At 59.0% G+C, this 19,600-nt stretch carries 17 protein-coding genes; 14 read left to right on the forward strand and 3 right to left on the reverse strand.

Annotation, left to right across the window (positions count from 1 at the left end; all coding sequences use genetic code 11):
- Window positions 1–48 precede the first annotated feature (48 nt).
- From mupP to AC07VO_RS13790, 3 genes are read right to left on the reverse strand one after another with little or no spacing between them, the layout of a single operon-like run.
- Entirely contained in the window at window positions 49–720 is a 672-nt protein-coding gene (gene mupP / locus AC07VO_RS13780) for an N-acetylmuramic acid 6-phosphate phosphatase MupP (protein WP_018929859.1), read from the reverse strand.
- A gap of 4 nt (window positions 721–724) precedes the next feature.
- Window positions 725–1,423, reverse strand: a complete 699-nt coding sequence (gene ubiG, locus AC07VO_RS13785) for a bifunctional 2-polyprenyl-6-hydroxyphenol methylase/3-demethylubiquinol 3-O-methyltransferase UbiG (protein ID WP_018929858.1) — start codon at window positions 1,421–1,423, stop codon at window positions 725–727.
- A gap of 57 nt (window positions 1,424–1,480) precedes the next feature.
- A complete protein-coding gene (locus tag AC07VO_RS13790) occupies window positions 1,481–2,815 on the reverse strand; it encodes a TRZ/ATZ family hydrolase (protein ID WP_192350951.1) in 1,335 nt (444 codons plus the stop codon).
- A 108-nt stretch (window positions 2,816–2,923) separates the two neighbouring features.
- Between AC07VO_RS13790 and mtnA the strand changes: the two genes are divergently transcribed.
- From mtnA to rfbA, 14 genes are all read left to right on the forward strand, one after another.
- Window positions 2,924–4,000 carry an S-methyl-5-thioribose-1-phosphate isomerase gene (mtnA, locus tag AC07VO_RS13795; protein WP_018929856.1) on the forward strand — a complete coding sequence of 359 codons (1,077 nt, stop codon included), beginning with the start codon at window positions 2,924–2,926 and terminating at the stop codon, window positions 3,998–4,000.
- Between the two features lie 336 nt (window positions 4,001–4,336).
- Window positions 4,337–7,006: a DNA gyrase subunit A gene (gene gyrA / locus AC07VO_RS13800; protein WP_018929855.1), complete on the forward strand. Its 2,670-nt coding sequence runs from the start codon at window positions 4,337–4,339 to the stop codon at window positions 7,004–7,006.
- A 219-nt stretch (window positions 7,007–7,225) separates the two neighbouring features.
- Window positions 7,226–8,311: a 3-phosphoserine/phosphohydroxythreonine transaminase gene (gene serC / locus AC07VO_RS13805; RefSeq protein ID WP_086944626.1), complete on the forward strand. Its 1,086-nt coding sequence runs from the start codon at window positions 7,226–7,228 to the stop codon at window positions 8,309–8,311.
- Entirely contained in the window at window positions 8,311–9,405 is a 1,095-nt protein-coding gene (gene pheA, locus AC07VO_RS13810) for a prephenate dehydratase (RefSeq protein WP_007899727.1), read from the forward strand. The genes serC and pheA overlap by 1 nt, the downstream gene beginning before the upstream one ends.
- A 12-nt stretch (window positions 9,406–9,417) precedes the next feature.
- A complete protein-coding gene (gene hisC / locus AC07VO_RS13815; protein WP_086944627.1) occupies window positions 9,418–10,530 on the forward strand; it encodes a histidinol-phosphate transaminase in 1,113 nt (370 codons plus the stop codon).
- Window positions 10,531–10,558: 28 nt separating this feature from the next.
- Complete coding sequence (locus tag AC07VO_RS13820) at window positions 10,559–12,766, forward strand: bifunctional prephenate dehydrogenase/3-phosphoshikimate 1-carboxyvinyltransferase (RefSeq protein ID WP_018929852.1); 2,208 nt, start codon at window positions 10,559–10,561, stop codon at window positions 12,764–12,766.
- Entirely contained in the window at window positions 12,763–13,452 is a 690-nt protein-coding gene (gene cmk, locus AC07VO_RS13825; RefSeq protein WP_007939921.1) for a (d)CMP kinase, read from the forward strand. The genes AC07VO_RS13820 and cmk overlap by 4 nt, the downstream gene beginning before the upstream one ends.
- 119 nt (window positions 13,453–13,571) lie before the next feature.
- Window positions 13,572–15,263, forward strand: a complete 1,692-nt coding sequence (gene rpsA, locus AC07VO_RS13830) for a 30S ribosomal protein S1 (RefSeq protein ID WP_018929851.1) — start codon at window positions 13,572–13,574, stop codon at window positions 15,261–15,263.
- A gap of 217 nt (window positions 15,264–15,480) precedes the next feature.
- Window positions 15,481–15,759, forward strand: a complete 279-nt coding sequence (locus AC07VO_RS13835; RefSeq protein WP_019650498.1) for a hypothetical protein — start codon at window positions 15,481–15,483, stop codon at window positions 15,757–15,759.
- Window positions 15,760–15,909: 150 nt separating this feature from the next.
- Complete coding sequence (ihfB, locus tag AC07VO_RS13840) at window positions 15,910–16,206, forward strand: integration host factor subunit beta (protein WP_003369729.1); 297 nt, start codon at window positions 15,910–15,912, stop codon at window positions 16,204–16,206.
- Window positions 16,207–16,233: 27 nt separating this feature from the next.
- On the forward strand, window positions 16,234–16,473 hold the full coding sequence (locus AC07VO_RS13845; RefSeq protein ID WP_064616656.1) for a LapA family protein: 240 nt from the start codon (window positions 16,234–16,236) through the stop codon (window positions 16,471–16,473).
- Window positions 16,474–16,702: 229 nt separating this feature from the next.
- On the forward strand, window positions 16,703–17,779 hold the full coding sequence (gene rfbB / locus AC07VO_RS13850; RefSeq protein WP_086944628.1) for a dTDP-glucose 4,6-dehydratase: 1,077 nt from the start codon (window positions 16,703–16,705) through the stop codon (window positions 17,777–17,779).
- Window positions 17,776–18,669 carry a dTDP-4-dehydrorhamnose reductase gene (gene rfbD / locus AC07VO_RS13855; RefSeq protein ID WP_111454896.1) on the forward strand — a complete coding sequence of 298 codons (894 nt, stop codon included), beginning with the start codon at window positions 17,776–17,778 and terminating at the stop codon, window positions 18,667–18,669. Before rfbB ends, rfbD begins: the two co-directional genes overlap by 4 nt.
- Window positions 18,666–19,556 (forward strand): glucose-1-phosphate thymidylyltransferase RfbA, encoded by an 891-nt coding sequence (rfbA, locus tag AC07VO_RS13860; RefSeq protein WP_064616662.1) that lies wholly within the window; start codon window positions 18,666–18,668, stop codon window positions 19,554–19,556. The genes rfbD and rfbA overlap by 4 nt, the downstream gene beginning before the upstream one ends.
- Window positions 19,557–19,600: the final 44 nt, after the last annotated feature.

Below are 19,600 nucleotides of genomic sequence, written 5' to 3' on the forward strand. Positions count from 1 at the left end.
TTCGCAGCCCAGCGGGAGCAAGCTCCCTCGCCACAAAAGCCTCTGTCATCAGCAACTGCACAAAGCGCTATCCAGCACCAGGCGCAACTCCATTGGATGATCGACCACCACATCCGCGCCCCAATGCCGCGGGTTATCCTCCGGATGAATGTAGCCGTAGGTCACGGCGGCTGTTCTGGTGCCGGCATCGCGGCCGGATTCGATATCGCGCAGGTCATCACCGACGAACAGCACGCTGGCCGGATCGAGGTCGAGCATCTTGCACGCCAGGATCAACGGCTCCGGGTCCGGTTTGCTGTTCTTCACATGATCCGGGCAGATCAGCAGCGCCGAACGCTCGGCCAGCCCCAATTGCTGCATGATCGGCTCGGCGAAGCGCAGCGGCTTGTTGGTGACCACGCCCCAGATCAGGTTGGCCTTCTCGATGTCGGCCAGCAATTCGCCCATGCCGTCGAAGAGCTTGCTGTGCACCGCGCAACCTTTGACATAGCGCTCCAGAAACTCCAGGCGCAGCTCCTCGAAGCCCGGCGATTCCGGGTCCATCGAGAAAGTCACTGCAACCATCGCCCTGGCGCCGCCGGAGATTTCGTCACGGATGTGCTTGTCGTTCATCGGCGGCAAACCACGCTCGGCACGCATCGCCTGGCAGATGGCGATGAAGTCCGGCGCGGTGTCGAGCAGGGTGCCGTCCATGTCGAAAAGAACTGCTCTGATACGCATCGGCTTACTCCTCGCGCAGGGTCTGGATCATGTAGTTGACGTCGACATCGGATGCCAGTTTGTAGTGCTTGGTCAGCGGGTTGTAGGTCAGGCCGATGATGTCCTTGACGGTCAGGCCGGCCATGCGACTCCAGGCACCGAGCTCGGAAGGGCGGATGAATTTCTTGAAGTCGTGAGTGCCACGCGGCAGCAGCTTCATGATGTATTCGGCGCCGACGATGGCGAACAGATAGGCCTTCGGATTGCGGTTGATGGTGGAGAAGAACACCTGGCCGCCAGGCTTGACCATGCGGAAGCAGGCGCGGATCACCGAGGACGGATCCGGAACGTGTTCAAGCATTTCCAGGCAGGTGACGACGTCGAACTGCTCAGGCATTTCTTCGGCCAGCGCTTCGGCGGTGATTTGCCGGTACTCGACGTTTACGCCGGATTCCAGCTGATGCAATTGCGCGACCGCCAGCGGCGCTTCGCCCATGTCGATGCCCATCACGGTGGCGCCGCGCTGGGCCATGGCTTCGCTGAGGATGCCGCCGCCGCAACCGACGTCGAGGACTTTCTTGCCGGCCAGATTGACGCGCTCGTCGATCCAGTTGACCCGCAGGGGGTTGATGTCGTGCAGCGGTTTGAACTCGCTTTCGCGGTCCCACCAGCGATGGGCCAGGGCTTCGAATTTGGCGATTTCGGCGTGGTCGACGTTGCTCATGGTGTCAGTCCTCTAAAACTTGAAAAATTCTGTTGCCCCGGTGTTGGTCCAGGGTGCTTACGATTCGGTGTGGCCGCTGATGCGCCTGCCCCAGGCCTTGGCGGTGGCGCACAGTTGCGCTTCATCCAGGCGGGTCAGGCGGCGGTCGTCGAGCAGTTGCTTGCCAGCGACCCAAAGGTGTTTCACGCAGTCGCGGCCAGTGGCATATATAAGTTGCGAAACCGGGTCGTAGACCGGTTGCTGCGCCAGGCCCGACAGGTCGAATGCGACGATGTCTGCCGCTTTGCCGACTTCCAGCGAACCGGTTTGCGCTTCGATTCCCAGCGCGCGGGCGCCATTGAGCGTGGCCATGCGCAGGGCGCGATGGGCGTCCAGCGCGGTGGCCGAGCCGGCGACAGCCTTGGCCAGCAATGCGGCGGTGCGGGTTTCACCAAGCAGGTCCAGGTCATTATTGCTGGCCGCGCCGTCGGTGCCGACTGCCACATTCACCCCAGCCTGCCACAAGCGCTCGACCGGGCAGAAGCCACTGGCCAGCTTCAGGTTCGACTCAGGGCAATGAATCACATTGGTGTTACTTTCTACCAGCAGCGCCAGGTCTTCATCGCTGATCTGGGTCATGTGAACGGCCTGGAAACGCGGCCCGAGCAGGCCCAGGCGGCCGAGGCGGGCCAGCGGGCGTTCGCCGCGCTGCTCCACCGACTGCTGCACTTCGAAGGCGGTTTCGTGGACATGCATGTGAATCGAGGCGTCCAGCTCTTCGGCGATCACCCGGATTTTTTCCAGGTTTTCGTCGCCCACGGTGTACGGGGCATGGGGGCCGAAGGTGACTTTGATCCGTTCGTGATGCTTGAGATCGCCGAATAATTCGACGCCCTGACGAATGGCTTCATCCGCCGTGCTGGCGCCTGGAATCGGGAAATCGAGGATCGGAATGGCGATCTGGGCGCGAATGCCGCTGTTATGTACGCGTTCGCTGGCGACCTTCGGGAAGAAATACATGTCAGAGAAGCAGGTGATGCCACCTTTGATCTGCTCGGCGATGGCCAGGTCCGTGCCGTCGCGTACGAACGCCTCGTCGACCCATTTGGCTTCGGCCGGCCAGATGTGGTCTTCCAGCCAGGTCATCAGCGGCAGATCGTCGGCCAGGCCGCGGAACAGCGTCATTGCTGCATGCCCGTGGGCATTGATCAGGCCCGGGCTGAGCAGCATGCCCGGCAATTCGCGCACTTCGGCTGCGTTAAGCTTCAAGGCTGCTGCGCGTGGGCCGATAAACACGATACGACCGTCGCGGATACCCAGGGCATGCTCTTTAAGGACCACGCCAGCCGGTTCGACGGGTACCAGCCAGGTTGGCAGCAATAATAGGTCGAGCGCAGCGGTGGGGGTCGGCATCGAGAGTCGGTTCCAGTGCTTTTGTAAAGGATGGCGAAGTATACCCGAGCGTCTTCGCGGGGGGATCGCTATAATCGGCGGCTTTTGTTCATGAGTGCGGGGTGTGGGATGCGCGATCGACTGTTGGCTGCGGAGAAGGTGAAGGCCATCGATTGGCGTGATGGCGCACTGTACTTGCTGGATCAGCGTATTTTGCCGTTCGAGGAAACCTGGATCGCCTACACCAGCGCTGCGGGTGTGGCCGAAGCCATTCGCTCGATGGTGGTGCGCGGTGCGCCGGCTATTGGCATCAGTGCGGCCTATGGCGTGGTGCTGGCGGCCCGTACCCGTTTTGCCGAAGGTGGCGACTGGCAAGCGGCGCTGGAAGAGGATTTCGCGCTGCTGGCCGACTCCCGTCCGACCGCGGTCAATCTGTTCTGGGCCTTGGGTCGCATGCGTGAGCGGCTTGAGCGCCTGAGGGAGCACGCCGATCCGTTGTCGGTGCTGGAAGCCGAAGCCATCGCCATCCACGAAAGTGATCGCGAAGCCAACCTGACCATGGCCCAGTTGGGCGTCGACCTGATCCGCAAACATCAAGGCAACGCCCAGGCGATCCTCACGCATTGCAACACCGGTGCACTGGCCACCGGTGGTTTCGGTACGGCGCTGGGGGTGATTCGCGGGGCGTTCATCGAAGGCATGGTCGAGCGCGTCTACGCCGACGAAACCCGGCCATGGCTGCAAGGTTCGCGATTGACTGCGTGGGAATTGGCCAATGAGGGTATTCCGGTGACCCTCAATGTCGATTCCGCTGCCGCGCACATCATGAAAACCAAGGGTGTGACCTGGGTGATCGTCGGCGCCGACCGGATTACCGCCAATGGCGATGTGGCGAACAAGATCGGTACCTACCAGTTGGCGGTCAACGCCATGCACCACGGCGTGCGCTTCATGGTGGTGGCGCCGAGTTCGACCATCGACATGAATCTGGCCAGTGGCGACGAGATTCCTATCGAAGAGCGTGATGGCCGCGAGTTGCTGGAAGTTGGCGGCAAGCGGGTGGGGGCAGATGTGGAAGCGTTCAACCCGGTTTTCGACGTGACCCCGGCCGACCTGATCGATGCGATCGTCACCGAAAAAGGCATCGTCGAGCGCCCGGACACCGCGAAAATGGCTCAATTGATGTGCCGCAAGCGTCTGCATTAAATCATTCAGGCTGCACGAAATCGGTGTTTACAAGTGAAAAATACGGTTGAATGCCGGTTGATCACGCCTCTAAGCCCCTCTCGTCTCCTTCAAGCCTGTCACCGGTCAACTAACTATGCTCCATGCGCATCTGGGGGATAGGTGCGTGGCGGCTCTTGTGATAACATCCGGCGGTTTCCAGGGTAGCCTGATGTGGCTGCCTTTACTGCGCAGATCCATGGCATAACTCGTTGATTTGTCGTAAGTCGGTGCATGGCACTCAGTCTGTACCGGCGAGCTTCGTTCGTCCCATATGGATGTGACGAAGTTTCACCAGAAAAAGGAATCAGGCTTCTCATGGGCGAACTGGCCAAAGAAATCCTCCCGGTCAATATCGAAGACGAGCTGAAGCAGTCCTACCTCGACTACGCGATGAGCGTTATTGTCGGGCGGGCACTGCCGGATGCGCGCGATGGCTTGAAGCCCGTGCACCGGCGTGTGCTGTTCGCGATGAGCGAGCTGGGCAACGACTTCAACAAGCCGTACAAGAAATCTGCCCGTGTTGTCGGTGACGTGATCGGTAAGTATCACCCGCACGGTGATACCGCGGTGTACGACACCATCGTTCGGATGGCGCAGCCATTCTCGCTGCGTTACCTGCTGGTGGACGGTCAGGGCAACTTCGGTTCGGTGGACGGCGACAACGCCGCGGCCATGCGATACACCGAAGTACGCATGACCAAGCTGGCGCACGAGCTGCTGGCCGACCTGCATAAAGAAACCGTGGACTGGGTGCCGAACTACGACGGCACCGAAATGATCCCCGCGGTCATGCCGACCAAGATCCCCAACCTGCTGGTCAACGGCTCCAGCGGTATCGCCGTGGGCATGGCGACCAACATTCCGCCGCACAACCTCGGTGAAGTCATCGACGGTTGCCTGGCACTCATCGACAATCCGGAGCTGACTGTCGATGAGCTGATGCAATACATCCCCGGTCCGGACTTCCCGACCGCCGCGATCATCAACGGTCGCGCCGGCATCATCGAAGCCTACCGCACCGGTCGCGGGCGCATTTACATGCGTGCCCGCTCGATCATCGAAGACATCGACAAGGTCGGTGGCCGTCAGCAGATCGTCATCACCGAACTCCCTTACCAGCTGAACAAGGCCCGTCTGATCGAGAAGATCGCCGAGCTGGTCAAAGAGAAGAAGCTCGAAGGCATCACCGAGCTGCGCGACGAGTCCGACAAGGACGGTATGCGCGTCGTGATCGAGCTGCGTCGCGGTGAAGTGCCTGAGGTGATTCTCAACAACCTCTACGCCCAGACTCAGCTGCAAAGCGTGTTCGGCATCAACATCGTTGCGCTGATCGACGGCCGTCCGCGGATCCTCAACCTCAAGGATCTGCTGGAAGCCTTCGTTCGTCACCGTCGCGAAGTCGTGACCCGTCGTACCGTGTTCGAGCTGCGTAAAGCGCGCGAACGCGGCCACATCCTGGAAGGTCAAGCGGTTGCCCTGTCGAACATCGACCCGGTCATCGCCCTGATCAAGGCTTCGCCGACCCCGTCGGAAGCCAAGGAAGCGCTGATCAGCACGCCGTGGGAGTCCTCCGCGGTGGTTGCAATGGTTGAGCGTGCCGGTGCCGATTCGTGCCGTCCGGAAAACCTCGATCCACAATACGGCCTGCGCGACGGCAAGTACTTCCTGTCGCCAGAGCAGGCGCAAGCCATTCTGGAACTGCGTCTGCACCGCCTGACCGGTCTGGAGCACGAGAAGCTGCTGGCCGAGTATCAAGAGATCCTCAACCAGATCGGCGAGCTGATCCGCATCCTCAACAGCGCCACGCGCCTGATGGAAGTGATCCGCGAAGAGCTGGAAGTGATCCGCGCCGAGTACGGCGATGTGCGTCGCACCGAGATTCTCGATGCCCGTCTCGACCTGACCCTGGGCGACATGATCCCGGAAGAAGAGCGCGTCGTGACCATTTCCCACGGTGGCTACGCCAAGACCCAGCCTTTGGCTGCGTACCAGGCTCAGCGTCGTGGCGGTAAAGGTAAATCGGCTACCGGCGTGAAGGATGAGGACTACATCGCTCACCTGCTGGTCGCCAACAGCCACACCACGCTGCTGCTGTTCTCCAGCAAAGGCAAAGTGTACTGGCTGAAAACCTACGAAATCCCGGAAGCCTCCCGCGCGGCCCGTGGTCGTCCGCTGGTCAACCTGCTGCCGCTGGACAGTGATGAATACATCACCACCATGCTGCCGGTCGAGGAATACACCGAAGGTCACTTCATCTTCATGGCCACTGCCAAAGGCACCGTGAAGAAGACCCCGCTGGAATCCTTCAGCCGTCAACGCAGCGTCGGTCTGATCGCGCTGGAGCTGGATGAAGGCGACGTGCTGATCTCTGCGGCCATTACCGATGGCGATCGCGAAGTCATGCTGTTCTCCGACGGCGGCAAGGTGACTCGCTTCAAGGAAACCGACGTTCGCGCCATGGGCCGTACCGCTCGCGGTGTCCGCGGCATGCGTCTGCCGGAAGGCCAGAAGCTGATTTCCATGTTGATCCCGGAAGAAGGCAGCCAGATCCTCACCGCTTCGGCGCGTGGTTTCGGCAAGCGCACCGCGATCACCGAGTTCCCTGAGTACAAGCGTGGCGGTCAGGGTGTTATCGCCATGGTCAGCAACGAGCGTAACGGCCGTCTGGTCGGCGCGGTCCAAGTGCTCGACGGCGAGGAAATCATGCTGATTTCCGACCAGGGTACGTTGGTTCGTACCCGCGTCGACGAAGTGTCCAGCCTGGGCCGTAACACCCAGGGTGTGACCCTGATCAAGCTGGCCAACGATGAAACGCTGGTGGGCCTGGAGCGGGTTCAGGAGCCGTCGGAAGTCGAAGGCGAAGAGCTGGAAGGCGAAGGGCTTGCAGGTGAAGAGGGTGCAGTGTTCGAGGGTGAGGTCGTGATCGACGATGTTGCCGACGACCAGCAACTCGACGCCGCCGCCGACGAAGAGCCGCAGGAGTAAGCGGGCAAGCAGGGGGCGGATGAAGATTCGCCCCCTTGTTGTTTGTCCTCAGGGAACTGTGGAATTGTTTTTTATGTAGGAGTTGTCGAGCGAAGCGATGCTGCGATCTCTTGATCTGGCTCTTGCTTTCGCTCAGCACTAAAAGATCGCAGCCTCGCTCTGCTCGACAGCTCCTACAGATTTATTGCGTGATACCACCAAATCAGAGCGAGATTGGATGTGAGCAAGAGAGCCTATAACTTCTGTGCCGGTCCTGCGGCGCTTCCCGAAGCTGTCCTGAAGCGCGCCCAGGCTGAACTCCTTGATTGGCACGGCAAGGGCCTGTCGGTCATGGAAATGAGCCATCGCAGCGATGAGTTCGTGTCCATTGCCACCAAGGCCGAGCAGGATCTGCGTGATCTGCTGAATATCCCCTCGAACTATAAAGTGCTGTTTCTGCAAGGTGGCGCGAGCCAGCAATTTGCTCAGATTCCGCTGAACCTGTTGCCGGAAAGCGGCACCGCCGACTATATCGACACCGGTATCTGGTCTCAGAAGGCGATCGAAGAAGCCTCGCGCTACGGCCACGTCAACGTTGCCGCAACCGCCAAGCCTTACGACTATTTCGCTGTGCCGGGTCAGAACGAATGGAACCTGTCGAAAGATGCGGCCTACGTTCACTACGCGCCGAACGAAACCATCGGCGGCCTGGAATTCCAGTGGATCCCGGAAACCGGTGATGTGCCGCTGGTCGCCGACATGTCCTCGGACATTCTTTCGCGCCCGGTGGATGTCTCGCGTTTCGGCATGATCTACGCCGGCGCCCAGAAAAACATCGGCCCGAGCGGCATCGTCGTCAACATCGTTCGCGAAGACCTGCTGGGTAACGCCCGTTCCATCTGCCCGACCATGCTCAACTACAAGGTCGCGGCCGACAACGGCTCGATGTACAACACACCGCCAACACTGGCCTGGTACTTGTCCGGCCTGGTGTTCGAGTGGCTGAAAGAGCAGGGCGGCGTCGAAGCCATCGGCAAGCTCAATGAAGTGAAGCAGCGCACGCTGTACGACTTCATCGACGCCAGCGGCTTGTATAGCAACCCGATCAACAAGTCGGACCGTTCGTGGATGAACGTGCCGTTCCGTCTGGCCGACGATCGTCTCGACAAGCCGTTCCTGGCCGGTGCCGACGAACGTGGCCTGTTGAACCTCAAAGGTCACCGTTCCGTGGGCGGCATGCGTGCCTCCATCTATAACGCCGTCGATATCGTTGCGGTCAACGCACTGGTTTCGTACATGGCAGAGTTCGAGAAGGAACACGGCTAATGTCTGAGCAAGAACTCAAGGCACTGCGCCTGCGCATTGATGCTCTGGACGAAAAGGTCCTGGAGCTGATCAGTGAGCGCGCACGCTGCGCCCAGGAAGTTGCGCGAGTAAAGATGGCCTCGCTGGCCGAAGGCGAAGTGCCGGTGTTCTATCGTCCTGAGCGTGAAGCTCAGGTGCTCAAGCGCGTGATGGAGCGTAACCAGGGGCCGCTGGGCAACGAAGAGATGGCGCGGCTGTTCCGCGAAATCATGTCCTCGTGCCTGGCCCTCGAGCAGCCGCTGAAAGTGGCTTACCTCGGCCCTGAAGGTACCTTCACTCAGGCTGCGGCCATGAAGCACTTCGGTCACGCGGTGATCAGCAAGCCAATGGCGGCGATCGACGAAGTGTTCCGTGAAGTGGCGGCCGGTGCGGTGAACTTTGGCGTGGTCCCGGTGGAAAACTCCACCGAAGGCGCGGTCAACCACACTCTCGACAGCTTCCTCGAACACGACATGGTGATCTGTGGCGAAGTCGAGCTGCGTATTCACCATCACCTGTTGGTTGGCGAAAATACCAAGACCGACAGCATCAGCCGTATCTATTCCCACGCCCAGTCCCTGGCCCAGTGCCGCAAGTGGCTGGACGCCCATTACCCGAATGTCGAGCGCGTGGCGGTGTCCAGCAACGCCGAAGCGGCCAAACGGGTCAAGGGTGAGTGGAACTCGGCGGCGATTGCCGGCGACATGGCTGCCGGCCTCTACGGGTTGACCCGTCTGGCTGAGAAAATCGAGGATCGCCCGGACAACTCCACGCGATTCCTGATGATCGGCAGCCAGGAAGTGCCGCCGACCGGTGATGACAAGACCTCGATCATCGTTTCCATGAGCAACAAGCCCGGCGCTCTCCACGAGTTGCTGGTGCCGTTCCACGACAATGGCATCGATCTGACACGGATCGAGACCCGTCCGTCGCGCAGCGGTAAATGGACCTACGTGTTCTTCATCGACTTCGTCGGCCATCACCGCGACCCGCTGGTCAAAGGTGTGCTGGAAAAGATCAGTCAGGAAGCGGTGGCACTCAAGGTGCTGGGTTCCTACCCGAAAGCAGTTCTCTAAGGGCGGTAGCAAATGAGTGGCAACTTCCTCGCTCTGGCACAGCCGGGCGTGCAACAACTTTCGCCTTACGTTCCGGGCAAGCCTGTGGACGAACTGGCCCGTGAGCTGAACCTCGATCCGGCCAGCATCGTCAAGCTGGCGAGCAACGAAAACCCGTTGGGCGCCAGTCCCAAGGCGCTGGCGGCGATTCGCGAAGCGCTGGCCGAGCTGACCCGCTATCCGGACGGCAATGGTTTTGCGCTCAAAACCCTGTTGGCCGATCAGTGTCGCGTCGAGCTGAACCAAGTGACGCTGGGCAACGGCTCCAACGATATTCTGGAGCTGGTGGCGCGTGCCTATCTGGCACCGGGCCTGAACGCGGTGTTCAGCGAACATGCGTTTGCGGTCTATCCGATCGCGACCCAGGCCGTTGGCGCCCAGGCAAAAGTGATCCCGGCCAAAGACTGGGGTCATGATCTGCCGGCGATGCTGGCCGCGATCGATGCCGATACCCGCGTGGTATTCATCGCCAACCCGAACAACCCGACCGGGACCTGGTTCGACGCCGAGGCGCTGGATGAATTCCTGCAGGACGTTCCGGCCCATGTGCTGGTGGTGCTGGACGAGGCCTACATCGAGTACGCCGAAGGCAGCGACTTGCCGGATGGCCTGGACTATCTGGCGGCCTATCCGAACCTACTGGTCTCGCGCACCTTCTCCAAGGCCTATGGTCTGGCGTCGCTGCGGGTCGGCTACGGTTTGTCCTCGGCCATCGTCGCTGATGTGCTCAATCGCGTGCGTCAGCCGTTCAACGTCAACAGCCTCGCGCTGGCCGCCGCTTGTGCCGCGCTGCAAGACGTCGAGTACCTGGCTGAAAGCCGTCGCCTGAACCAATCCGGCATGCAGCAGCTTGAGGCGGGTTTCCGTGAGTTGGGGCTGAGCTGGATTCCATCCAGAGGCAACTTCATCTGTGTCGATCTGGGTCGCGTTGCTGCCCCGGTTTTCCAGGGGTTGCTGCGCGAAGGCGTGATCGTGCGTCCGGTGGCCAACTACGGCATGCCGAATCACCTGCGCATCACCATCGGTTTGCCAGCGGAAAACAGCCGCTTCCTCGAGGCGCTGACCAAGGTTATGGCTCGTGGTTGATGTCACTGCACTGCAATCTGCTGAACCTATGATCGGTCGCCTGGTGGTGGTCGGTCTGGGTTTGATCGGCGGTTCGTTTGCCAAAGGCCTGCGTGAAAGCGGTCTGTGCCGCGAAGTGGTCGGGGTCGATCTCGACCCGCAGTCGCGCAAGCTGGCGGTCGAGTTGGGTGTGGTGGATCGCTGCGAAGAAGACCTGGTGGCGGCTTGCCAGGGCGCGGACGTGATTCAGTTGGCGGTGCCGATCCTGGCTATGGAGAAACTGCTCGCGCTGTTGGCGGGCATGGATCTGGGACAGGCGATCCTGACTGACGTCGGCAGTGCCAAGGGCAATGTGGTGCGCGCGGCGACCGAAGCGTTTGGCGGCATGCCGGCGCGTTTCGTGCCAGGGCATCCGATTGCCGGTTCCGAGCAGAGCGGGGTGGAAGCCTCCAATGCTGACCTGTTCCGTCGCCATAAAGTGATTCTGACGCCGCTGGATCAGACCGATCCGGCCGCGCTGGCGGTGGTCGACCGGTTGTGGCGCGAATTGGGCGCCGACGTCGAGCACATGCAAGTCGAGCGTCATGACGAAGTGTTGGCGGCGACCAGCCATTTGCCGCACTTGCTGGCGTTCGGTTTGGTCGATTCATTGGCCAAACGCAATGAAAATCTTGAGATCTTCCGTTACGCTGCGGGCGGTTTCCGCGATTTCACAAGAATCGCCGGTAGCGACCCGGTCATGTGGCACGACATCTTCCTCGCCAACCGCGAAGCTGTCCTGCGCACACTCGATACATTTCGCAGCGACCTCGACGCCTTGCGCGACGCGGTCGATGCAGGGGATGGGCACCAATTGTTGGGCGTGTTCACTCGCGCCCGGGTTGCCCGCGAGCATTTCAGTAAAATCCTGGCCCGCCGGGCCTATGTGGACGCTATGAATTCCAACGATCTGATTTTCCTGGCACAACCTGGTGGCCGCCTGACTGGGCGGATTCGTGTACCGGGCGACAAATCGATTTCCCACCGCTCGATCATGCTCGGTTCCCTGGCCGAAGGCGTCACCGAAGTGGAAGGTTTCCTCGAGGGCGAAGACGCCCTGGCGACCCTGCAAGCTTTCCGCGACATGGGTGTCGTCATCGAAGGTCCGCACCATGGTCGCGTGACCATTCACGGCGTCGGCCTGCATGGCCTGAAGCCTGCGCCGGGCCCGATCTATCTGGGTAACTCCGGCACTTCGATGCGTCTGCTGTCTGGCCTGCTGGCTGCGCAGAACTTCGACAGTACCCTGACCGGCGACGCTTCGTTGTCCAAGCGTCCGATGAATCGCGTGGCCAATCCGCTACGTGAAATGGGCGCTGTGATCGAGACCGCCGCTGACGGTCGTCCACCGATGACCATTCGTGGCGGCAACAAGCTCAAGGGCCTGACTTACACCATGCCGATGGCCAGTGCCCAGGTTAAATCGTGCCTGCTGCTGGCGGGTCTGTATGCCGAAGGCAAGACCACGGTCACCGAGCCGGCACCGACTCGCGACCACACCGAGCGCATGCTGCGTGGCTTCGGCTACCCGGTGACCGTTAACGGGGCGACCGCCTCGGTCGAGTCCGGCCACAAGCTGACCGCGACCCACATTGAAGTGCCGGGCGATATCTCGTCGTCGGCGTTCTTCCTGGTGGCGGCGTCGATCGCCGAAGGTTCGGAGCTGGTGCTCGAGCACGTCGGCATCAACCCGACCCGTACCGGCGTAATCGACATCCTGCGCCTGATGGGCGCTGACATCACTCTGGAAAACCAGCGTGAAGTCGGTGGCGAGCCGGTAGCCGACCTGCGCGTACGGGCAGCTAAACTCAAAGGTATCGAGATTCCCGAAGCGCTGGTGCCACTGGCTATCGACGAGTTTCCGGTGCTGTTCGTGGCGGCTGCATGTGCCGAAGGTCGCACTGTGCTGCGTGGTGCCGAAGAGCTGCGCGTGAAGGAATCGGACCGGATCCAGGTCATGGCGGACGGTCTGCTGGCGCTGGGCGTCAAGTGCGAGCCCACTCCGGACGGCCTCATCATCGACGGCGGCCAGATCGGCGGCGGCGAAGTGCACGGTCACGGCGACCACCGGATTGCCATGGCCTTCAGCGTGGCTTCACTGCGCGCCACTGCGCCGATCCGCATCCATGATTGCGCCAACGTCGCGACCTCGTTCCCGAACTTCCTCGCGCTGTGCGCGCAGGTCGGTATCCGTGTTGCACAAGAGGCTCAGTCGTGATCAGCATTGCACCGGTCATCACTATTGATGGGCCAAGCGGCTCTGGCAAAGGTACTGTCGCCGGGATTCTGGCCAAGCGCCTGGGCTGGAACCTGCTGGATTCCGGTGCACTTTATCGATTGCTGGCTTTCGCCGCGCATAACCATGGCGTCGACCTGACCAATGAGGAATTGCTCAAGAAGCTCGCCGCGCATCTGGATGTGCAGTTCATCGCAGCGACCGACGGTCAGTTGCAGCGCATTATTCTGGAAGGTGATGAAGTCAGCGATGTGATCCGTACCGAGAGTGTCGGCTCGGGTGCCTCGCAGGTCGCCGCGTTGCCTGCGGTTCGCGAGGCGTTGCTGCAGCGTCAGCGGGCTTTTCAGGAGGCGCCGGGTCTGGTGGCCGATGGTCGCGACATGGGTACGGTGGTATTTCCCGACGCGCCCTTGAAGATTTTCCTCACTGCCAGTGCCGAAGAGCGTGCGCGCCGACGTTACTTGCAGTTGAAGGGCAAAGTCGATGGTGTTAGTCTGTCGAGTCTGCTAGATGAGATACGTGCGCGCGATGAGCGTGACACCCAGCGAGCGGTAGCCCCGCTCAAACCGGCGGCTGACGCCATACAGCTGGATTCCACGGAATTATCCATCGACCAGGTGCTGGAACGCATCATGAGCGAGATCGCCATTCGCGATATCGCCGGGTGACCAAGAGGGCCGCAGGGGACCAGTCATAGTCCTGCGGAGCTTCTTTTAAATGAAACTAACCCACATCGTCTGGGATGTGGAGATGGGCGTATTCTTCGCCCTTATCAACAGGAATTAAAATGAGCGAAAGCTTTGCGGAACTCTTTGAAGAAAGCCTAAAAACCCTGAACCTTCAGGCAGGCTCCATCATCACCGGTGTTATCGTTGATATCGATTACCAAGCTCGCTGGGTAACCGTTCACGCTGGCCTGAAGTCTGAAGCACTCATCCCGCTTGAGCAGTTCTACAACGACGCTGGCGAACTGAACATCAACGTCGGTGACGAAGTTCACGTTGCTCTGGACTCGGTTGAAGACGGCTTTGGTGAAACCAAGCTGTCCCGTGAAAAAGCCAAGCGCGCTGAATGCTGGATTGTTCTGGAAGCAGCCTTCGCAGCCGAAGAAGTGGTCAAGGGCGTTATCAACGGTAAGGTTAAAGGCGGCTTCACTGTCGACGTTAACGGCATCCGTGCGTTCCTGCCAGGTTCTCTGGTTGACGTCCGTCCAGTGCGCGACACCACGCACCTGGAAGGCAAAGAGCTGGAATTCAAGGTCATCAAGCTCGACCAGAAACGCAACAACGTTGTCGTTTCCCGTCGCAGCGTCCTCGAAGCCGAGAACTCCGCCGAGCGTGAAGCTCTGCTGGAATCCCTGCAGGAAGGCCAACAAGTCAAAGGTATCGTCAAGAACCTCACCGATTACGGCGCATTCGTCGATCTGGGTGGCGTCGATGGCCTGCTGCACATTACCGACATGGCTTGGAAGCGTATCAAGCATCCTTCCGAAATCGTCAACGTTGGCGACGAGATCGATGTCAAGGTTCTGAAGTACGATCGCGAGCGCAATCGTGTTTCCCTGGGCCTCAAGCAACTGGGCGAAGATCCATGGGTTGCTATCAAAGCCCGTTACCCAGAAAGCACTCGCGTTACCGCTCGTGTAACCAACCTGACCGACTACGGCTGCTTCGCTGAGCTGGAAGAAGGCGTTGAAGGTCTGGTGCACGTTTCCGAAATGGACTGGACCAACAAGAACATCCACCCTTCGAAAGTCGTACAAGTCGGCGACGAAGTGGAAGTTATGGTTCTGGACATCGACGAAGAGCGTCGTCGTATCTCCCTCGGCATCAAGCAGTGCAAATCTAACCCATGGGAAGATTTCTCTGGCCAGTTCAACAAGGGCGATAAAATCTCCGGCACCATCAAGTCGATCACCGATTTCGGTATCTTCATTGGTCTGGACGGCGGCATCGACGGTCTGGTTCACCTGTCCGACATCTCCTGGAACGAAGTGGGCGAAGAAGCCGTACGCCGCTTCAAGAAAGGCGACGAGCTGGACACCGTTATCCTGTCGGTTGACCCAGAGCGCGAGCGCATCTCCCTGGGTATCAAGCAACTGGAAAGCGATCCGTTCTCCGAGTACGTTCAAGAGAACGACAAAGGCGCCATCGTTAAAGGCATCGTGAAAGAAGTTGACGCTAAAGGCGCCATCATCACTCTGGCCGACGATATCGAAGCGACTCTGAAAGCCTCCGAAATCAGCCGTGACCGCGTTGAAGACGCGCGCAACGTTCTGAAAGAAGGCCAGGAAGTAGAAGCCAAGATCATCAGCGTTGATCGCAAGAGCCGCGTAATCCAGCTCTCCATCAAGTCGAAAGATGATGCTGAAGAGAAAGAAGCAATCCAGAGCTTGAAAGACAAGCCTGCTGCTGACATCGCTGCTGGTCCTACCACTCTGGGCGACCTGTTGCGTGCACAAATGGAAAAACAGAACTGAGTTCTGTCAGACCATAGAAAAAGGGCGACTTCGGTCGCCCTTTTTTGTGTCTGCGATTTGGTGGATTCAGGGTGTGTGGGGATTGCAGTGTTTCATTCATGAAACCAATGATTTGATTGGGCTGTCTGTTTCTTCAAGTAGGTCAATCGTCTATTCAAGGCTAGGCTTAGTCTGAAGTGAACGACCGCTGGGTTGCGTATCCGGCATAAGGAAGTGAATGAATAAGCTCATTGTCGTGATAGCAGTAATGACATTGGCAGGTTGTACCACCAGCGCCAAGACTCATGTGGTGCGCGGCGTCAGTGGTATAGAGGTCGATTGTTCGGGATTGGGCTCAGGATGGGAGAGGTGTCACAAGCGAGCGGCCAAGGAGTGTAAAGGGGCAGGTTATAAAGTCATCGTAAGGTCTGATGACGCCAAGGAGGAAGATATATTCCCTTTCGGTTTCAATCCCGCGGGCTATTTGACACGCACCATGCTGGTTATCTGCAGGTGAGTGTGTGGGTTCGATCAGAGTTCCGGTGCCTTGAAATCGGGCATCTCGCTGCTGGGGATGATATGTCAACGCTCGGGCTGTTCAAATTACTCGGGGCATGCTAAAACCTTTGAAGCGCTGATCTAGCTGCTTGAAAAAGAAGGGAAAAATATGACGAAGTCGGAGTTGATCGAACGAATTGTCACCCATCAAGGGCTACTCTCATCTAAAGATGTGGAGCTGGCCATCAAGACCATGCTTGAGCAAATGTCCCAATGTCTGGCCACTGGTGATCGAATCGAGATCCGTGGTTTTGGCAGCTTTTCACTGCACTATCGCGCGCCGCGCGTGGGGCGTAATCCAAAAACCGGTCAGTCCGTCAGCCTTGACGGCAAGTTCGTTCCACATTTCAAGCCAGGCAAAGAACTGCGTGATCGTGTGAACGAGGATGAGGAGGAAGGGCTTTGACGGCTGTTGCACTCCAGGGAGCCGCTGATGCGTAACTTCAAGCGCGTACTCCTCGCTGTATTTGTCCTGTTGCTTGTTCTGGCGATCCTGGCGTTCGTTCTTGAGAATCAGCAGGCCATGTCACTGCTGTTCCTGGGGTGGGCGAGCCCGCAGTTGCCAGTGTCGTTGATCATGGTGATTACGTTGCTGATCGGTATGGTGATAGGGCCGGTTCTCGGCTGGTTTCTGGGGCGTACGTCCAGAGCCTCACGCAAGCGCCTTGTCTGATTGCGACAAACCCATGGTGAGCATCGGATTTGCATCACAGCTTGTCTATATCCATTAGTAAAACCTTCATTTAGCTGTAAAATGCTGCGCTTATCCGATAGTGGCATATTCCCACATCGGTTCAGACTGACTCTGTCAGAAGCCTCAGCGAATTTGATGGCTTTTGCATTCATGGATTCGACAGTGCTCGGTTGGCGGCCCTGTCAGCAACTCAAGGGTATGGTTTCGCGTGAAAATTCTAGTTACCGGCGGCGCCGGGTTTATTGGCTCGGCGGTCATCCGTCATATCATCTCCAACACCACTGACGCTGTCGTTAACGTCGATAAGCTGACTTATGCCGGCAATCTTGAGTCCTTGGCCGAAGTCAGCGAAGACCCGCGCTATGCGTTCGAGCGCGTCGATATCTGTGACCGCGATCAAATTGACCGTGTCCTGCGTGAACACCAACCGGATGCCATCATGCACCTGGCCGCAGAGTCCCACGTTGATCGCTCGATCTCCGGCCCGTCCGAATTCATCCAGACCAACATTATTGGCACTTACACCCTGCTTGAAGCTGCGCGCCACTACTGGGCGGCGCTGGATGACGCGCGTAAAGCCAGCTTCCGCTTCCACCACATTTCGACTGACGAAGTTTACGGAGACCTTGAAGGTCCGGAAGACCTCTTCACCGAAACAACGCCATATCAGCCAAGTTCGCCTTACTCCGCGAGCAAGGCCAGTTCCGATCACCTGGTTCGCGCCTGGAGCCGTACTTATGGCTTGCCGACCCTGGTCACCAACTGCTCGAACAACTACGGTCCTTGCCACTTCCCTGAGAAGTTGATCCCGCTGATCATTCTCAACGCGCTGGAAGGCAAGCCGCTGCCGGTCTACGGCAAAGGCAATCAGGTCCGTGACTGGCTCTACGTCGAAGACCACGCCCGCGCACTCTACAAAGTCGTGACCGAAGGTGTTATCGGCGAGACCTACAACATCGGCGGCCATAACGAGAAACAAAACATCGAAGTGGTGCATACCCTTTGTGCACTGCTCGACGAGCTGCGTCCAGACTCCGCTCATCGTCCACACGCCAGCCTGATCACCTACGTTCAGGATCGCCCGGGCCACGACCAGCGTTACGCGATCGACGCCAGCAAGATCCAGCGTGAGCTGGGTTGGACGCCGGAAGAGACTTTTGAAACCGGCATCCGCAAAACCGTCGAGTGGTATCTGAACAACGCTGAGTGGGTCGCTCACGTGAAGAGCGGCAGCTACCAGCAATGGATCGACCAGAACTACACGGACCGTTCGGACAAGGCATGAAAATCCTCCTGTTGGGAAAAAACGGTCAAGTGGGCTGGGAGCTGCAACGCTCCCTGGCGCCTCTTGGTGAACTGATCGCATTGGATCGTCACCCGGTTGATGGTTTGAGCGGTGACCTGTCTGATCTCGATGCGTTGCGCACGACGATTCGTCAGGTCAAACCAGACGTCATCGTCAACGCAGCGGCCTACACGGCGGTCGATAAAGCTGAGTCCGAGACAGAGTTGGCCGACCGCGTGAACGGTCAGGCGAGTCAGGTCATGGCTGAAGAGGCGGCATCTCTAGGGGCGTGGCTGATTCACTACTCGACCGATTACGTGTTCAGCGGTGAAGGCCTGACGCCATGGCAAGAGACAGATGCTGTCGCGCCGGTGAATCACTACGGTGCCAGCAAACTTGCCGGCGAGCAGGCGATTATCGCCTCCGGCTGCAAGCACCTGATCTTCCGCACCAGTTGGGTCTATGGCGCACGCGGCAACAACTTCGCCAAGACTATGTTGCGCCTGGCCAAGGATCGCGAAACCCTGAGCGTCATCGCCGACCAGATCGGCGCCCCTACCGGCGCAGACCTGATCGCCGACGTGACGGCGCTGGCTATTCAGCAAGTCTTGCAGCGTCCTGAGCTGGCGGGTCTGTATCATCTGGCGGCCGCTGGCGAAGTGTCCTGGCACGGCTATGCCAGCCATGTGATTGGTTTTGCCAAGGCCAACGGTGAAGAGCTTGCTGTCACGGCAATCAATCCGATCGACACGACCGCTTATCCAACACCGGCACGCCGCCCTCTGAATTCCCGGTTGAACACTCAGAAGCTGCGCGAAAATTTTTCTCTACACTTGCCGGATTGGCAAAGTGGTGTCACCCGAATGCTTATGGAAGTCCTGAATAAATGACCACGACAAATCGTAAAGGCATCATCCTCGCTGGCGGCTCGGGCACTCGTCTGCACCCGCTGACCCTCGGCGTATCCAAGCAAATGCTGCCAATCTACGACAAGCCGATGATCTTCTATCCGCTGTCGGTGCTGATGCTCGCCGGTATGCGCGAAGTCCTGATTATCTCCACGCCTGAAGACCTGCCATGTTTCCAGAAGTTGTTGGGTGACGGCAGCCTGTACGGCATCAAGCTGACTTATGCCGAGCAACCTAGCCCGGATGGTCTGGCTCAAGCTTTCATCATCGGCGAAGAATTCATTGGCAAGGATCCTTGCTGCCTGATCCTGGGCGACAACATCTTTTACGGTCAACACTTCTCGGACAACCTGCGTTCGGCTAGCACTCAAGAACGCGGCGCGACTGTATTCGGCTATCACGTGTCGGATCCAGAGCGTTTTGGTGTCGTCGAGTTCGACGCTGCCGGCCGTGCCTTGAGCATCGAAGAGAAGCCGCTGAAGCCAAAATCCAGCTACGCGGTGACTGGCCTGTACTTCTACGACAACCAGGTTGTCGAGATCGCCAAGAACATCAAGCCATCCGAGCGTGGCGAGTTGGAAATCACCGACGTTAACCGCGCCTACCTCGAGCAAAACACCCTCAATGTAGAAATGCTCGGACGCGGTTTTGCCTGGCTGGACACGGGGACTCACGACTCGTTGCTCGAGGCCAGTCACTTCGTGCACACGATCGAGCAGCGTCAAGGCTTGAAAGTGGCCTGCCTGGAGGAGATCGCCTACAACAACGGTTGGATTACCGCTGAACAGTTGGGCGCTCAGGCCGATAGGCTGAAGAAGACTGGCTATGGTCAGTACCTGCAAAAACTGCTGGATTTGGATTCCCTCTGAGTCGAGAGGGTTTACTTTCAAACCTAGCGTTTAATCCGAGCAAG

This window comes from Pseudomonas sp. GW821-FHT03E01 (assembly GCF_059420765.1).

What these genes read in the sequence shown, in the direction of transcription:
- AC07VO_RS13835 (WP_019650498.1), top strand. Translation starts at nt 15,481, where the DNA reads ATGAATAAGCTCATTGTCGTGATAGCAGTAATGACATTGGCAGGTTGT.
- pheA (WP_007899727.1), top strand. Translation starts at nt 8,311, where the DNA reads ATGTCTGAGCAAGAACTCAAGGCACTGCGCCTGCGCATTGATGCTCTG.
- ihfB (WP_003369729.1), top strand. Translation starts at nt 15,910, where the DNA reads ATGACGAAGTCGGAGTTGATCGAACGAATTGTCACCCATCAAGGGCTA.
- ubiG (WP_018929858.1), bottom strand. Translation starts at nt 1,423, where the DNA reads ATGAGCAACGTCGACCACGCCGAAATCGCCAAATTCGAAGCCCTGGCC.
- AC07VO_RS13845 (WP_064616656.1), top strand. Translation starts at nt 16,234, where the DNA reads ATGCGTAACTTCAAGCGCGTACTCCTCGCTGTATTTGTCCTGTTGCTT.
- rfbD (WP_111454896.1), top strand. Translation starts at nt 17,776, where the DNA reads ATGAAAATCCTCCTGTTGGGAAAAAACGGTCAAGTGGGCTGGGAGCTG.
- hisC (WP_086944627.1), top strand. Translation starts at nt 9,418, where the DNA reads ATGAGTGGCAACTTCCTCGCTCTGGCACAGCCGGGCGTGCAACAACTT.
- gyrA (WP_018929855.1), top strand. Translation starts at nt 4,337, where the DNA reads ATGGGCGAACTGGCCAAAGAAATCCTCCCGGTCAATATCGAAGACGAG.
- AC07VO_RS13820 (WP_018929852.1), top strand. Translation starts at nt 10,559, where the DNA reads ATGATCGGTCGCCTGGTGGTGGTCGGTCTGGGTTTGATCGGCGGTTCG.
- rfbA (WP_064616662.1), top strand. Translation starts at nt 18,666, where the DNA reads ATGACCACGACAAATCGTAAAGGCATCATCCTCGCTGGCGGCTCGGGC.
- AC07VO_RS13790 (WP_192350951.1), bottom strand. Translation starts at nt 2,815, where the DNA reads ATGCCGACCCCCACCGCTGCGCTCGACCTATTATTGCTGCCAACCTGG.
- rpsA (WP_018929851.1), top strand. Translation starts at nt 13,572, where the DNA reads ATGAGCGAAAGCTTTGCGGAACTCTTTGAAGAAAGCCTAAAAACCCTG.
- mtnA (WP_018929856.1), top strand. Translation starts at nt 2,924, where the DNA reads ATGCGCGATCGACTGTTGGCTGCGGAGAAGGTGAAGGCCATCGATTGG.
- mupP (WP_018929859.1), bottom strand. Translation starts at nt 720, where the DNA reads ATGCGTATCAGAGCAGTTCTTTTCGACATGGACGGCACCCTGCTCGAC.